Annotated in this window: 10 protein-coding genes; 7 read left to right on the top strand and 3 right to left on the bottom strand. The window is 46.5% G+C overall.

Annotation, left to right across the window (positions count from 1 at the left end):
* The first annotated feature begins 66 nt into the window (after positions 1–66).
* From ACYCSE_RS21115 to ACYCSE_RS21145, 7 genes are all read left to right on the top strand, one after another.
* Positions 67–1,449 (top strand): MFS transporter, encoded by a 1,383-nt coding sequence (locus ACYCSE_RS21115; RefSeq protein ID WP_235308232.1) that lies wholly within the window; start codon positions 67–69, stop codon positions 1,447–1,449.
* An 80-nt stretch (positions 1,450–1,529) separates the two neighbouring features.
* Entirely contained in the window at positions 1,530–2,099 is a 570-nt protein-coding gene (locus ACYCSE_RS21120; RefSeq protein WP_061831362.1) for a hypothetical protein, read from the top strand.
* A gap of 68 nt (positions 2,100–2,167) precedes the next feature.
* On the top strand, positions 2,168–2,317 hold the full coding sequence (gene rpmG, locus ACYCSE_RS21125) for a 50S ribosomal protein L33 (protein WP_007430271.1): 150 nt from the start codon (positions 2,168–2,170) through the stop codon (positions 2,315–2,317).
* Between the two features lie 332 nt (positions 2,318–2,649).
* Positions 2,650–2,808 (top strand): hypothetical protein, encoded by a 159-nt coding sequence (locus ACYCSE_RS21130; RefSeq protein ID WP_459699720.1) that lies wholly within the window; start codon positions 2,650–2,652, stop codon positions 2,806–2,808.
* 17 nt (positions 2,809–2,825) lie between these two features.
* On the top strand, positions 2,826–3,071 hold the full coding sequence (locus ACYCSE_RS21135) for a type B 50S ribosomal protein L31 (protein WP_013310118.1): 246 nt from the start codon (positions 2,826–2,828) through the stop codon (positions 3,069–3,071).
* A 681-nt stretch (positions 3,072–3,752) separates the two neighbouring features.
* Positions 3,753–7,814, top strand: coding sequence for an S-layer homology domain-containing protein (locus tag ACYCSE_RS21140; protein ID WP_459699723.1), 4,062 nt, complete (start codon positions 3,753–3,755; stop codon positions 7,812–7,814).
* Between the two features lie 26 nt (positions 7,815–7,840).
* Positions 7,841–12,412, top strand: coding sequence for an S-layer homology domain-containing protein (locus tag ACYCSE_RS21145; RefSeq protein ID WP_459699725.1), 4,572 nt, complete (start codon positions 7,841–7,843; stop codon positions 12,410–12,412).
* 228 nt (positions 12,413–12,640) lie between these two features.
* Here the strand turns inward: ACYCSE_RS21145 and ACYCSE_RS21150 are convergent, their stop codons facing one another.
* From ACYCSE_RS21150 to ACYCSE_RS21160, 3 genes are read right to left on the bottom strand one after another with little or no spacing between them, the layout of a single operon-like run.
* A complete protein-coding gene (locus ACYCSE_RS21150) occupies positions 12,641–13,744 on the bottom strand; it encodes a CobW family GTP-binding protein (protein ID WP_459699727.1) in 1,104 nt (367 codons plus the stop codon).
* Between the two features lie 18 nt (positions 13,745–13,762).
* A complete protein-coding gene (locus ACYCSE_RS21155; protein ID WP_459699728.1) occupies positions 13,763–14,740 on the bottom strand; it encodes a TIGR03943 family putative permease subunit in 978 nt (325 codons plus the stop codon).
* Positions 14,741–14,748: 8 nt separating this feature from the next.
* Complete coding sequence (locus ACYCSE_RS21160) at positions 14,749–15,750, bottom strand: permease (protein WP_235308242.1); 1,002 nt, start codon at positions 15,748–15,750, stop codon at positions 14,749–14,751.
* Between the last annotated feature and the right edge of the window lie 59 nt (positions 15,751–15,809).

Here is a 15,809-nt window from a genome sequence, read left to right on the forward strand (position 1 = left end):
TAGGGGTAACAAAAACAGTGAAATATGATTTTAGATAAGAGGTTTACAGGAGAGGGAGACAACCAAATGATAAATGAACAAACTTATCCCAATGCGGATAAGCTTATGCGAGTGCTAGCTTTCACACTTGTTTTTTCAGTGATGAACGCTTTTATGTTTAATGTCGTTATGCCTGTGATTCGAGAGGAGTTTCATATTAGTGCTTCCGATGTAAGTTGGTTGCTGACTGGCTATATGATCGTGTATGCAGTTGGCTCGGTGACCTACGGCAAATTGGCAGATAAATATCGTCTTAAGGATTTGCTGACGTTTGGGATTATCTTTTTTGCACTGGGTTCGCTTATTGGACTGTTGGCCAATCAATTTTGGATGCTCATTGTAGCTCGTTTGCTTCAGGCTGCAGGGGCTGCTGTTATTCCGGCAACTGCTATGATCGTCCCAGTCCGTTATTTCTCGGCTGAAAAAAGGGGACGTGCTTTGGGCGTCACAGCAATCGGCTTGGCGTTAGGTACTGCACTGGCTCCGATTATTTCCGGTTTGATCACAGGCTTTGCAAGCTGGCGTTTTTTGTTCGTCATTTCCATGCTGCCACTGATCGCATTGCCGTTCTTCCGCAAATATTTGGACGATCAGCGTGGAAAGGATCAGAAGTTCGATTTTCTGGGTGGATTATTGCTGGGTGGAACAGTAGCCTTCTTATTACTTTCGATTTCGCAAACCAATATGATGTTCTTTCTGGTCGGTGTGGTGTTATTCGCACTGTTTATATGGCGCATTAACACTGCGCATGATCCATTCATCCAGCCGAAGCTGTTCCGTAACAAGCAATATTCATACGGGCTCCTTATCGCTTTTTTAGGGACGGGGATTAGCTTTGGATTGCCGTACTTGGCACCGCAGTTTCTGAACAGTCTCAATCAGCTCACGCCGGCAATAATTGGACTGGTTATGTTTCCGGCTGCTATTGCTTCGGCTCTATTGGGTAAAAGAGGAGGGCGTTTGGCGGATAGCAAAGGAAATTCGTTTCTCGTCTATACAGCTGTATCGCTTTTGTTTATCTGTTTTATCAGCTTGTCAACATTTGTGGGTGCCTCTCCGTATCTGATTTTATTTTTGCTTATTTTCGGAAACGTAGGTCAGACCTTCATGCAAATTGCCATGTCCAACACGATTTCTCGTACCTTGTCGAAAGATCAGATTGGTGTTGGAATGGGGCTGCTATCTCTGCTGAATTTCATTGCCGGGGCGATCACGACAAGTATTTTGGGCAAAACGCTGGATAGTTCGTCGTCCTTTCATTTGAATCCTGTCGTATCTAATGTGCAGGTGTTCAATTTTAGCAATATTTTTACGGTGCTTGCACTGATTGCGCTTGTGACGATGGGACTTTATGCGTTGCAATTCCGAAGGGGTTCACGCCGTAATACGCCTGCTGTTGAGCAAGGATAAACATTTGATGTAAACTCATGCCAAAACAAGGGTATAATATAGAAGGAAAAGTTCATCTATGGAAGGACGGAGTGTCCGGCATGACAAGAAACCTTCAATATGTACCCTATGGTTATGAGCCTCCGATCGAGACGCATAAAGGGACCATGGTCTACTATGATACGTTCGAGCAGATTACAGCCAGAGAACTGGAGCTTTTTGCCGAAACGGGGGCTGCATTATCTTTTACAAAGCTGGTGTTGTATCCGCTACATGAAGAAACCGTCAGAAGAATGTGGAAGCAGCCGGTACGTTCGTATTACAAGCGGGTGGACGAGCTGGGAGAGTGGCAGCGGGAGCAAGCTTTGAGTGCTGTTGTGATTGAGAACTGGGAAGGTAAGCGTAAAAAGTATACGCCTATTGAAGCAGCCATCCGTTTTTTGGCGGAAAAGTATACGACCCCACTTTTTTTGTACATGAGTCCTGAAACTGCAAATTTCTGCGCTTCTTATGCATCATTTGGAGAATGGATTAGAAATGTCAGATTGGTGCTTTCGAGCGCACCCCAGGAACTTCATCCTAAGCTTGCACAGTACCGTAATCGATGGAATACGGTCGAAGAAGCGACAAACCGTGACTCTAAGGTTGACAAAGCGGAGCATGAATTATAGAATAGAACTAATCGTAAAAATTACTATTGTAATTGTATACCATGTATTCCAATTAAGGAGGAAGAGAAATGCGCGTAATTGTTACCTTGGCATGCACCGAATCAGGTGATCGCAACTATACAACAACCAAGAACAAAAGAAATCATCCGGAGCGTCTTGAAATGAAAAAATACTCTCCGCGTCTGAAAAAGTACACGATCCATCGTGAAACTAGATAATTTGAGGTTTGCTGCATAGCAACCTGAATGATTCTGCTTCCTGAGCGAAGCCTGTTAAGTTTGCAAAAGCCTGCGTTATGGAACCGGCGAAAACTTGAATTAGTCCAGTGGACAGAGCGTCCAAAGTTAAAGCTTGCACCTAAGAAAACGGCTTTTTTTCAAGGCTGTATGATAGATGCCGAGCTACATGGTACGCTTTGCCTTTTGAATCGAAAGCACGTGGCTACCGAGTTCTCCTGTGCTGGTGTCAGCATTTGGGACGAGCCGGAGGACCATTCACTATATGCTTATATAACGATGAAGGCTGACGAAAGATCCGGAGCGTTCGTGCAATGGGCGATGCGTATATGCGGCATCGTTTGCTTGTCGTTTACGAGCTTGAGCGCAACCGTTATGATCTGTCGTCTTTTTTTCTGGGACATAGCCGTTCCTTTTGCCAACTGATGGAGTATTGCGCCAGTACGTTTGATTTTGAAACTAAAACTACATGAAAGATTAGGTGAAACTAATGAAAAAAGATATTCATCCAACATTGAACAAAGTTATCTTTTTGGACCCTAGCTGTGGATTTACTTTCCTGAGTGCTTCCACTAAATATTCGCAAGAAACGATGGAATGGGAAGATGGCAACACATACCCAGTTATCCGTGTAGATACTAGCTCCGCTTCCCACCCGTTCTTCACTGGTAAACAAAGAAACGTGGATATCGGTGGCCGTGTGGATCGCTTTAACAAAAAATATAACCTTAAGTAAGACTCGTCGAGAGCTAGGTTTACGGATTATGCCAATAATTCGTAAACCTAGCTTTTTTATTTTTTACGGATAGTTACATCCGAAACAACGCGAATAACAAATGTATTTTCAAGTCTCGAATTTAACACTCTTCTGGAACAGTCCGTGAAGCTGCTGCTTTTTAATGCTAAATGAAGCTGGACAATAGTCGACGAGGGCTATGATGAAAAAAAGATACAATATAACGTTTTAAGATATTCAGCAGCGGCATTGCTAATCTTGGCAAACTAATCATTTTAAAACGTAATTCTATACTTCGCATAGGCTATCTTAATTTAAAAATAATCGCAGGTATCTAGCCTGCGATTATTTTTTTTTTAGCACAAGAGTCGCGATTAAGGGAGGGTTCCGATAAATCATTTGCGGAAATAAGTTATTTGGAGGATATAGTTAGAGACTTGATACAACTAGGCATCATTATAGATAAGCTTTTGTTCAGAATTGGTTCAGTGGTTTCATGTATATTGATTGAAAACGACATAAATCACTTATTTTCGACAAATATATGAATAAAAGATTAATATAAACACATTTTTATCGGTAAATACAGTGAATAAGCTTTATTATCTTTGAATTATGTAGAAACATTTCGAAGATCGAATAGGGTCGTTTTACTCAAAAGTAAATTAGGAGGTAGAACCATTGAAAGTTTATTCACTTAAGTGGGCAGCCGCTCTTGTTGCTCTTCAGGCGGCGTTTGGTACTTCTGCTTACGCTGCAACGCCTACCAATAATTTGTTTTCAGATACATCCTATGTGACGAGTGATAAAATGGCGGCCATCCAAGAAGCTGTACGCCAAGGGCTTTTATCGGGAGATCCTCATGGAACTTTTCGCCCTGCAGCAACATTAACTCGTCAGGAACTCGCAGTATTATTGGTCAGAGCTTTAAAATTGGACCCTATTTCGAGTTCTTCTACTTTTAAAGATGTGCAAAGTAAACAATTTGCTGCCCCATATATAGAAGCCGCACAAAAAGCCGGGTTTCTATCCGGGGATGGATTAGGAAACTTCCGTCCGAACGATCCTGTTACACGTGAAGAGCTGGCAGCTGTGTTTGTTCGTGCAGTCGGAGGGGTTAATGCAGAGGGCGGATCAAGCATTTTACCCAAAGATCAGTCCTTGGTAAGCCAATGGGCGGCTGGATCGGTAGATACAGCACTTCGTCTAGGTTTAATTGACATTCATGACAGCAAGCTCAATCCCACCGGTGAAGTAAAAAGGGAGGATATTGCTCCTTTCCTGCTGGATATTTTCAAAACTCAAGAGCAAACAGCTACGATCAATAGCATTGATGGAGACATTGTAACAATCGATAATGTTCCTTATTTAATAGAGGGAAATTTGAAAGAGTTAATCGGAAACTCCAATAAAGATGCGTTAAAAGGAGCTAAATTAAAGTTTAATTCGCGCAATCGTAATGTGGACGGACTGCAACAATTAGAAATCGTGCAAAAAGATGTTGTGTTAAACACCAATGGTCTACCGGAAAGCAGCCTGCTTCGAATTTTAGGTGATGGTGTTCAGATTAAAGGGGATATCAAAGGAGTAATCGAGCTTAATGACGGTGTTTCTAATATCCAGCTGAATGGAAACGTAAACCATCTTAATGTGAATTCCGGCAATGGTATTTCTATTAAAGGAACCGGAACAATCGGGGAGCTTCAAGTTGCCAACGCAAACGCTAAAGTGACATTGAACCCGAATTTTAAAGTTGAAATGATTCAGCTGCCTAAAGATGCATCCGTTTCACAAGTTATCCAAAATTACAGCGAAGTACAAAAGCAGATTGGACAAATTCAGTCCGCTGACGGAACGGTTCAAGAACCGACTACAGTTACGTCGAGTAGCGTGACATTTTCCTCCAGAGGTGGAACTTCAACAAAATCAGTGACTAACCATGCGCCAGGCGTTACTACCGGGTTTACTGATATTACGTTAAATGCAGCAGATGAGCCTAAAGAGATTAATTTGGCAAATAGTTTTGCTGATGCTGAAGGAGACACACTGACCTACACAGCAAAATCTTCAGCAACGAACGTAGCGACAGTATCGGTGAATGGAAGTCAGCTGACTCTCACGCCGGTGAACGCCGGAACAGCCACGATCACGGTTACGGCGAACGACGGCAAAGGCGGGACCATAAACAGCCAGTTCAACGTAACGGTTACGCCGATGATCCCAGAAGCCGTGAACCATGCGCCGACGGTGGAAACGTCGATCAGCAATGTGACGACAGGAGCCGCGGATGGAGTTAAGACGGTGAGCCTTGCGAGTGTGTTTGCAGATGAAGACAGCGACGCGCTGACATACACGGCAACCTCGACAGATACGGGCGTGGCAACAGCAGCGGTAAACGGAAGCGATCTGAAAATTACGCCAGTGAACGCGGGTACGGTCACGATTACGGTTACAGCAGATGATGGCAAGGGCGGCACGGTGGATACGCAGTTCAACGTGACGATCACGCCGGTGATCCCGGAAGTCGTGAACCATGCGCCGACGGTGGAAACGTCGATCAGCAATGTGACGACAGGAGCCGCGGATGGAGTTAAGATGGTGAGCCTTGCGAGTGTGTTTGCAGATGAAGACAGCGACGCGCTGACATACACGGCAACCTCGACAGATACGGGCGTGGCGACAGTAACGGTAAACGGAAGCGACCTGAAAATTACGCCAGTGAACGCGGGTACGATCACGATTACGGTTACAGCAGATGACGGCAAGGGCGGCACGGTGGATACGCAGTTCAACGTGACGATCACGCCGGTGATCCCGGAAGCCGTGAACCATGCGCCGACGGTGGAAACGTCGATCAGCAATGTGACGACAGGAGCCGCGGATGGAGTTAAGACGGTGAGCCTTGCGAGTGTGTTTGCAGATGAAGACAGCGACGCGCTGACGTACACAGCAACCTCGACGGATACGGGCGTGGCGACAGTAGCGGTAAACGGAAGCGACCTGAAAATTACGCCAGTGAACGCCGGAACAGCCACGATCACGGTTACGGCGAACGACGGCAAAGGCGGCACGGTGGATACGCAGTTCAACGTGACGATCACGCCGGTGATCCCGGAAGCCGTGAACCATGCGCCGACGGTGGACACGTCGATCAGCAATGTGACGACAGGAGCCGCGGATGGAGTTAAGACGGTGAGCCTTGCGAGTGTGTTTGCAGATGAAGACAGCGACGCGCTGACATACACGACAACCTCGACAGATACGGGCGTGGCAACAGCAGCGGTAAACGGAAGCGACCTGAAAATTACGCCAGTGAACGCGGGTACGATCACGATTACGGTTACAGCAGATGACGGCAAGGGCGGCACGGTGGATACGCAGTTCAACGTGACGATCACGCCGGTGATCCCGGAAGCCGTGAACCATGCGCCGACGGTGGACACGTCGATCAGCAATGTGACGACAGGAGCCGCGGATGGAGTTAAGACGGTGAGCCTTGCGAGTGTGTTTGCAGATGAAGACAGCGACGCGCTGACGTACACAGCAACCTCGACGGATACGGGCGTGGCGACAGTAGCGGTAAACGGAAGCGACCTGAAAATTACGCCAGTGAACGCCGGAACAGCCACGATCACGGTTACGGCGAACGACGGCAAAGGCGGCACGGTGGATACGCAGTTCAACGTGACGATCACGCCGGTGATCCCGGAAGCCGTGAACCATGCGCCGACGGTGGACACGTCGATCAGCAATGTGACAACAGGAGCCGCGGATGGAGTTAAGACGGTGAGCTTTGCAGGTGTGTTTGCAGATGAAGACAGCGACGCGCTGATGTACACGGCAACCTCGACGGATACGGGCGTGGCAACAGTAGTGGTAAACGGAAGCGATCTGAAAATTACGCCAGTGAACGCGGGTACGGTCACGATTACGGTAACGGCAGATGACGGAAACGGGGGTACAGTGGATACGAATTTCACTCTAACGGTGACCCCTCCACCTGCTGCTAATCACGCTCCTGTTGTTCAAAGCACGATTAATGATGTTTCTACAGAAGCAGGTGCTGTGGACACAACTATTGGACTTGCTTCAACTTTTGCAGATGAAGATTTGGACTTACTGACGTATTCCGCTGATTCATCGGACCCTAGAGTAGCAACGGTTTCCGTTACAGGCGACCAACTGAGTATTACTCCGCTTGCAGTGGGAAGTGCTACAGTCACAGTTACCGCAGATGATGGGAAGGGGGGAACCGTTCAAACGATCTTCCAAGTCACTGCTGGAGAAAAGAAGGGACTTTTCTTCTCCGAGTTGGCATGGGGGGAGAGCGACTCTATGATGCAAATTATTGAGCTTTATAATGCGGGTTCTGAGGAATTGGATGCTTCAAAAATTAGAATTGAACGCAGTGATAGTGGAAATTCGATCGAAATAAGTCAAGACGCTGGTGCTTTTATTCCAGGTGGAGCTACTTTCGTGATAGGAGATACCATGTATTTTGGTGATGCGCATGTAGATTACTTCACGGACATGGGATTTTATAACGATGATTCAGCACCTGTTACTTTATCGCTTTATTACGATAATCAGTTGATTGATACGGCAGTGTTTCAGCCTCATACCACTTTAGCTAGACAATCCGATGTTACTCATGGAAATGCAGACTACGAGGCAAGTGAATGGTTTGATGAAGGAACCGATTATACGGATAATATCGGCATCTTTAGTAGTGAGGCACCATAATGAATAAAAAGAATAGAGGGAACATCATGAGTTCTAAACCTAATAAATGGCTGATTACATTAGCTTTGGCTGCACTTGTTGCTCCAACGGCTTTGCAGACGATTGCATCTGCTGCCAGCGGTGCATCAAACGGAGCAGCTCTGGCCAGTCTGCCTTTTAAAGACATCAATAATATTGCTTCAGAGCAAAAGACAAACATCCTGCGAGCCATTGAAGCCGGGCTTCTGCATGGCGACCCCTCTGGATCCTATCGGCCAACGGAGTTGTTGACCCGTCAAGAAATGGCGGTTCTATTAACTCAAGCTCTGCAACTCTCTATTTCTAAAGCAGCAAGTAGCAGTTTCTCGGATGTAGAACCGAAAAGTTGGTCGAGTCCCTATATTGAGGCTGTACATCGTGCAGGACTCATGAATGGAGACGACGGCTCCAAATTCAGGCCCAAAGCGGCAGTTACCAGAGAGGAGGCTGCGGTTCTGCTTATGCGGGCCGCCGGGCTTCCTATTACAGCTGACGCCACGGAGTCTGCTAAACTTACTGATTGGAATCGGGTCAGTCCGTGGGCACGGCCTTACGTTAATACGGCTTTACAGTCGGGCTTCATGAAGACGGATCAGTCCGGTTTCAAACCTAAATCGTCCGTTCAGCGCCAAGATATAGCCCAGTATATGATGTCTACCTTTTTCCCTAAGGACCATGTAGTCCAACTCCAAAAAGTAGAGGATGGAAAGGCCTGGATTAACGGGATTGAATATAAACTCTCGGATTCAGTTAAAGGAATCCTGCAAACCTCTAACCAAGAGATTCTCAAAGGAGCAGATATTCAATTTGTAGCATCACAGCGGACCATTGAATCGATCACCAAACTGGTCATCCATGCGAGCGGGCAAGCTCCGATAGGGCAAGCTTCCGAATTCAGCGGCAATCTTGTATTAGATGGTCATAACTCCTCGATTGACGGTGATTTAACTATTGACGGTGATTACATTTCGGTTATGAATTTGAATGTCAAAAATAGTTTTACAGTTACGTCAAGCCTTGAACATGATTTCTATGCCTCTAAATTTACGGTACAAGGAAAAACATATATTCAGGGCGGTGACCAGAACACCGTATTGTTTAACACATCTGAGCTGCAGGATGTCGAGGTATCCAAACAGGATGTCCACGTAGTCATTCAAGGAAATTCGACGGTGGATCAAATGTCGTTGATTTCCAATGCAACGATTGAAAATGATTCATCCTCAACGATACAGCAGTTGAATGTTCTTACCGGTGCCAAGCAAGTAGAGTTGCAGGGGATTATTAAGCAATTGTCGGTCAACAGTGACCAGCCCGTAGCTCTGACAGGCCAGGCCTCCATTAATACATTGGCTGTGAACAGTTCCTCTCCGGTCAGTCTGGAGGTAGCTGGAACTATTTCAAATTTACAAGTAAATAACTCTGCAGCAAATATTAGTGTAAGCTCCTCCAGCCAAGTCACGAATACTTCATTTGCAGTAGGTGTGTCTTCTTCGACGGTATCAGGAGTCACTGGAGACACTACAACTTCTTCTGGTAGCTCGCGTTCTACGGTTGTGACCAATACAGCACCGAAGTTAGTGACCAAATATGACGATCAAGCCGTAACGGTGGGCGATTCTGAACTTCAGATTGACTTACTTGGTCATTTTACGGACGAGGAGCAGTCTGAGCTCAAATATACGGCAGTATCGTCTAGTACAAAAATCAGTACAGTCCGAGTAGAGGGAACAAACCTGTTTATCAAGGCTGTTGGCAAAGGGACTGCGACCATTACGATCGCCGCAGATGACCAGGCTGGGAAAAAAGCGGGAACGAATTTCAAGATCCGTGTCAATGAATCTCCTGTTTCATTGAGTATCCCCGATCAAAACGAACAGTTGGGGAGCGGCGACGTAACCTTATCTTTAGGATCGTTTTTTACGGATTCTGAAAATGATCCTATGACTTATGAGGTTGCAATCGATGATCCTTCCATTGCTACCTTTACCCTGACGGGTGATCAATTGGTATTAACTCCGGCAGCTGTAGGCCAGGCCCAAGTTACCGTCAAGGCATCCGATGGTCGGGGAGGCAGCGCAAGCCAGTCGTTTCAATTGGTTGTAACTGCAGTACCTAATCAAAATCCGATTGTAAATCAGAAGCCGGGCAACCAAACGCTCACTGTGGGCGATGCGGACTACATCCTGGATTTATCTCCGGTGTTCCTTGATTCGGACAGCAATCCGCTAATCATCTCGGCAGAATCCTCGGATCTATCCATTGCGACAGTCTCCGTTAACGGAAACCAGGCCACAGTTCATGCGGTTTCCTCAGGAACAGCAAACATCCAGCTAAAAGCGGGAAATGGCCTTGGAGGCGAGGTTAAGACCGATTTTGATATTACCGTTAATGAACCTCCGGTATCCTTGCGAATTCCGGATCAGACGAAACAAATCAATTCAGACGACATTCAATTATCTTTAAACGACTTCTTTACCGACTATGAGAAGAATTCGTTGTCATACAGCATTGATATTTCCGATTCTTCGGTTGCGACTGCAGTGCTAAATGGGGACACGCTTACCATTACACCGTTAAAAATTGGCAGCACATCAGTTTCTGTTAAGGCATCTGATGGCCATGGAGGTAGCACAAGCCAGTCGTTTCAAATGGAAGTAACTGCTGTATCTAACCAAAATCCGGTTATAGACCAGAAGCCGGGTAATCAGACACTGAATCTAGGCGATGCGGATTATATCCTGGATTTATCTTCGGTATTCCACGATCCCGATGGCGACCCTGTGGACGTTTTGGCAGAATCTTCGGATTCGTCAGTTGCTGTTGTATCCGTTAACGGATACATAGCCACGGTCCATGCAGTTTCCTCCGGAACAGCAACGATTCAGCTTAAAGCAAAAGATGACCGCGGGGGCGAGGTCACTACTGATTTTGATGTTACCGTCAATGAATCCCCGACTTCCACAGGGATTCCGGATCAGATGAAAGAAATAAATACAGGCGATATTAAATTGTCCTTAAATGATTTCTTTTCCAATCCTGATAGCGATGTTTTAACTTACGATGTTCATAGCATTTCTGACCCGACTGTTGTGACGGCTGCCGTTTATGGAGATATGCTTACTCTTACACCGTTAACGATCGGTAGTACATCGGTATCGATTAAAGCAACAGATAGCTGGGGAGGGAAAGTGATCGAAACTTTCAAAACCACCGTCACGGCTGGACCTCCACAGAATCAGTATCCAGTAGAAACTAAACCTGCCGACCAGTCGCTTACTGTAGGTGGTGCAGTCTACTCACTCAATTTAGATTCCGTTTTTACTGATCCTGATGGGGATACGTTGACCTTTAAGGCAACCTCTTCTGATCCGTCCGTTGCTTCGGCGGAAATCACTGGAGCTCAATTGGAAATTCAGGCACTAAGTGCAGGGACGACAATCATAGAAATCAAGGCTATGGATGGCCGCGGAGGGGAAACTTCAACCACCTTCCAGGTCAGTGTCCAATCATCCGGTTCGTCTAACCCATCTTCTAATCAGCCGCCTCAAGTAGATGCGACCATTTATGAACAAGTGTTGACTGCAGGAGTTACGAATGCAAGAAGCTACGACCTATCTCAATTGTTCAGTGATGCTGACGGGGATGCCTTGACGTTTACTTCTACTGTTGAATCAACCGGTATGGTAAATGCAGAGGTTAACGGATCAACGTTGACTCTTACTACGGGTAATCAGGCAGGAAGTACCAAGGTAACGATTACTGCGAATGACGGGCATGGCGGAACAGCCACCTATAATTTTCAGGTAACGAATGCTCCTCTGGCGACGAATGGAATTGTTCAAATCCGAACTAAGCAAGGGGTCAAAGATCCGATTACTTATGACATGTCAACAGTGTTCCCGGGTGAAACTTCATTTAAAATCTATTCGGGTACGGCAGATTCCACCTTTACTGGACCAATTCCTCTTAATGGGACGGTTTGGACATGGAACGGGGATATTTTTCAATACTTCTGGGTAATCGGGGCGAACGGATCTGCCGCTGTATTCCAAGTGACCTCAAATCCTCAAGGACCGGAGGATCTATATTTTTCCCAGTATCTATCCTTAGATAAAACCCGGACTGCTATTGAGCTGTTCTACAATCCGGTAGGAGATACTTCTAAGCCTATAGAAAATGCAGGATACTCACTTGAGATTCATCAATACAATTTAGCTACAAATACTCCTAAAGTGTGGAGCCAGCCTATTAATTCGTTTTGGAAAGGCATGCCTTATATATATATCGATTCCATCTTTTATGACTTTTTCGACATTGTTCCTGCGACATACTATAATGATGAATTGATGTTACTAGAAACGAATACCAATGTAACGACAGGCTATGTCCTGAAAAAGAACGGTGTAACGATCGACGTCTTAGGTGATCCTAACGGAAAAACGCAATTTATGCCGAATAATGGGACTATTATCCGAAAATCGGGGATTAAGTCCGGTTCCTCCTCTTATAATCTTCCAGGAGAGTGGAACTCTTATCCAACCGGAACGCTTCAATATTTTAGTCATCATACTCCATAACATTTTGTTGGATTAACGGGAAGCCCTCCAGCGCCGATGGTACTTGGGCCGAAAGGTCCCGGGAGAGTAGGATGTCGCCAAGCAATTAATGTATAACTCTGCATAGTGGTACTCAAGCTGTCGAGACATTCTCGACAGCTTTTTTATTTTCAATCTTTCAACATGGCATCCTATAAGGTACATACCATACCAAAGGGAATTTTCATCATTACGAGCCGAATATGTCGATTACAGCGACACGAAGCACTGTTCCCATTGATCGGTAATAGAGGCTTTGTCAAGCTGTTCTCCAATGAGTGTAACATATCCCTGGCTCACAGGAAGTGCAGTAGGCTGCCACTCCAAGTGATTTCCTGAAAATTGCAAAAGCATTGTACCTTCCTGAGGAAGCACGCAGTAACCTTTCGCACGAAGCAACGAGGAACCTAACCCGGTCAAAAAGTTTTCCAATCGTTGTTTTTCGAGTGGCTGAGGAGAATATTGATGCAGCGTTAAGCTCTCCAGACGGGAGAACGAATGAGGCTGCTTAGGATCGTGGTTATGACTGTGTGCCGCAATAACTTTGAAAGCCGTACTTCTGGAGACACTACTGGTGCTTCCGATACTTTTGACGGGAATGGAAACGGACGGTACACCTGCATCGGTGGACTGGACTTGTGCAGGTGCAGGTTGAAGTGTCTGTATGGGTTTCGCGGCAACGGATGCGGAGGCCAGAACAGGCTCTAGTAGTGGTTCAAGGTCAATTCGGCTATATTCAGTAGTTTGCAGCTTGGCCGTACCGTTGAGCTTGCGGATGCTCTTGACGACCTTCGTCACTTCACGGCTACTTGCTGCATCCGTCTTGTTCACCACAATAAAGTCTGCGGTGCGCAGTTGTCCGTGCAGGGTGCGAACCAGTTCTTTATCAGCCGTAAATCGGCTATTGTATTCATGGAACAGCTCAGCATCCACAACACTGATGCTGTGAACCAGATAAAGCCGATCTGCCAGTAGAGGGGAGCGAAGCTCCTCCAGTACTTGTTCGGGGTTGGCTACCCCGGTGGTTTCCATGAAGATCAGGTCTGGCTTCTGGCTGAGCAGGGTATGCAGAGCCCCTGCCAGCTCATTTCTTTTGCTGCAACAAATGCAGCCTTCTAGCAATCCTTCTACTGTTACGTCAGGCATTTCCTCTGAAATTATAGCGCTGTCTACATCATATTCACCCATTTCGTTCATTAAAACAGCAGCACGAAGGGGAATTTGGCGAGTATGGGCTAACAGGCGTAAAAGCAGCGTTGTTTTGCCGCTTCCAAGAAAACCACTGATTAAAATAACAGGAACTTTGTTCATCATTTTCCCTCCTTGGTGGGTTTAGTGTACTGTGTTCAAGCGATCAAAGGTAGCTACCGAGTCTGCTTGGGTATAGACATAAGGGGATTCTGGCTGCTCGACAGCGGTTATTTTTTCGGATCGAATTTCAAGTACCGGAACGTTGCCCTTTTGTGTGGCATGCAGTGTTCCTTCAATGGTCACCCAGGTATCCTTGTCAAAGGACGGGGCCTTCTGGGATTGGACGATGATCCCGAATGGCATGGCATCGGCAGTACAGCACATGACGAGGAATCTTCCTACTGCAAATAGGCCTTTACCCGGCAGGTTGTCGTCTTTATAGACAAAGCCAGTCACCTGTACTTTTTTTCCTTCAAAAGCTTGTTTATATAACTCAATGGCGCCAATAGTTTCGGAGAAAATCTCCGGCTTGATCTGTATGATAGGTTGCTGATACAGGCGTTTCGCCAGCTCGGCGAATTCTACATTGTACTTGTCAGGCGGAACGAACAGCTTATCCAGCGTTTCCTGACTCCATTTTCCCTCTGGAGGGGGCGAAGTTGGGACAGAAGATGCAGTTGATAAAAGGGAGGAGGTGGATGCTTTCGTGGTCTGTATATCTGTTTTTCGTCGGATATCCGGGTTGGGATACGTGAAGGACATGCCTTTTTTGGCGGCCATATCACTACCAAGTGCCTGATTGGGCAGCAGAGAACCGAACAGGAGCGGGATGAGCAGCATTCCATATACGAGTGTTTTTTTGAACCAGCTTTGCGGCAACGGATGCTCACAATCACATACATCCTCACCGTCCCGCTCTCCGATGATTCCGTGCCATGCCATCGCCAATGCGATGAACAAGAGTGGTACAGGACAGAGTAGGAGCAGCTTTTGCATATGGGGAGCTAGGTAGTAATGAAGTGCATTCGTACGGTTTAATGAGATAATGTACACAGCCAATCCGGTTAGGAGCAAGGAGCGCATACCATATTGCCAGCGGATGCTAAAGGTTGAATTCACGGTTGTATTCACCTCCCCAATAACCATTCTGCAGCTATAGAACCCACGAGGACGAGTGAAACAATGAGCAAGCCCAGGATGGCGACAAATTTAGTGCGGAAGGTGCTGAGCAGCATGAGCGTGCCTTTGAAGTCTAACATCGGACCGAGTACAAGAAAGGCTGCCAGCGGACCTAGTGTAAAGGTGTGTGAAAAAGCAGTGGCTACAAAGGCATCGGAGGTGGAACATAGCGACAGTATGTAGGCAAAACCCATCATAAAGGCGTATGATCCGACCGTTCCGTTGCTTAACGAAAGCATCTCATCACGTGGGATGAAGGTTTGGATGCAGGCTGTTAATAATGCGCCGATAGTGAGATATTTACTCATGTCCAAAAACTCGTCACCAGCATGTACAAAAAAGCCCCGCCATGTGCGACTATGCCGATGAGTCTGATTGTTCTGCTTTTGCTGGTTAAAAGAGAGCAACGACCGTTTGAGCGGATGCACTCGCACAAAGGCATACACGATCAGCCCGATGATCGCGGAGACGGCAAAAGCCAAACCCATTCGAACGGCAGTGACCTCGGGATGGGAAGGGAAAGCCATCATCGTCGCAGCCAGTACCACGGGATTGATAATGGGCCCGCTTAAAATAAAAGTGATACCCATATAGGCAGGCATTCCCTTGAGCATTAATTGGCGAACGACAGGGATCATGCCGCATTCACAGATGGGAAACAGCATACCTAGTAAGGAGGCCAGCAGGACACCCGGTACAGGATGCGCAGGCGCTATTTTGCGAATCCATGTCTCCGGTACAAGCCACTGCAAAAGGGATGAGACGAGTACACCGATAAGGAGAAACGGAACAGCTTCCAGAAAAATACCCATAAATACCGTTTTTAACGGTTGCAGCTGGCCCATATCCAACAAACGAAGCCACTGGGGAGATAGCGTGACAAGCACAGGGATGAGAAAGGCAAACGGAATCATAAAAGGCAGCATCTTCAACAGCGTACTGTTTTTCATTCCACGTCTCCTTGGGAATAAGGGTTCTTATCTACATCCTATGTCTGTAGAGGGACAAT

Source organism: Paenibacillus sp. SEL1 (assembly GCF_054602535.1).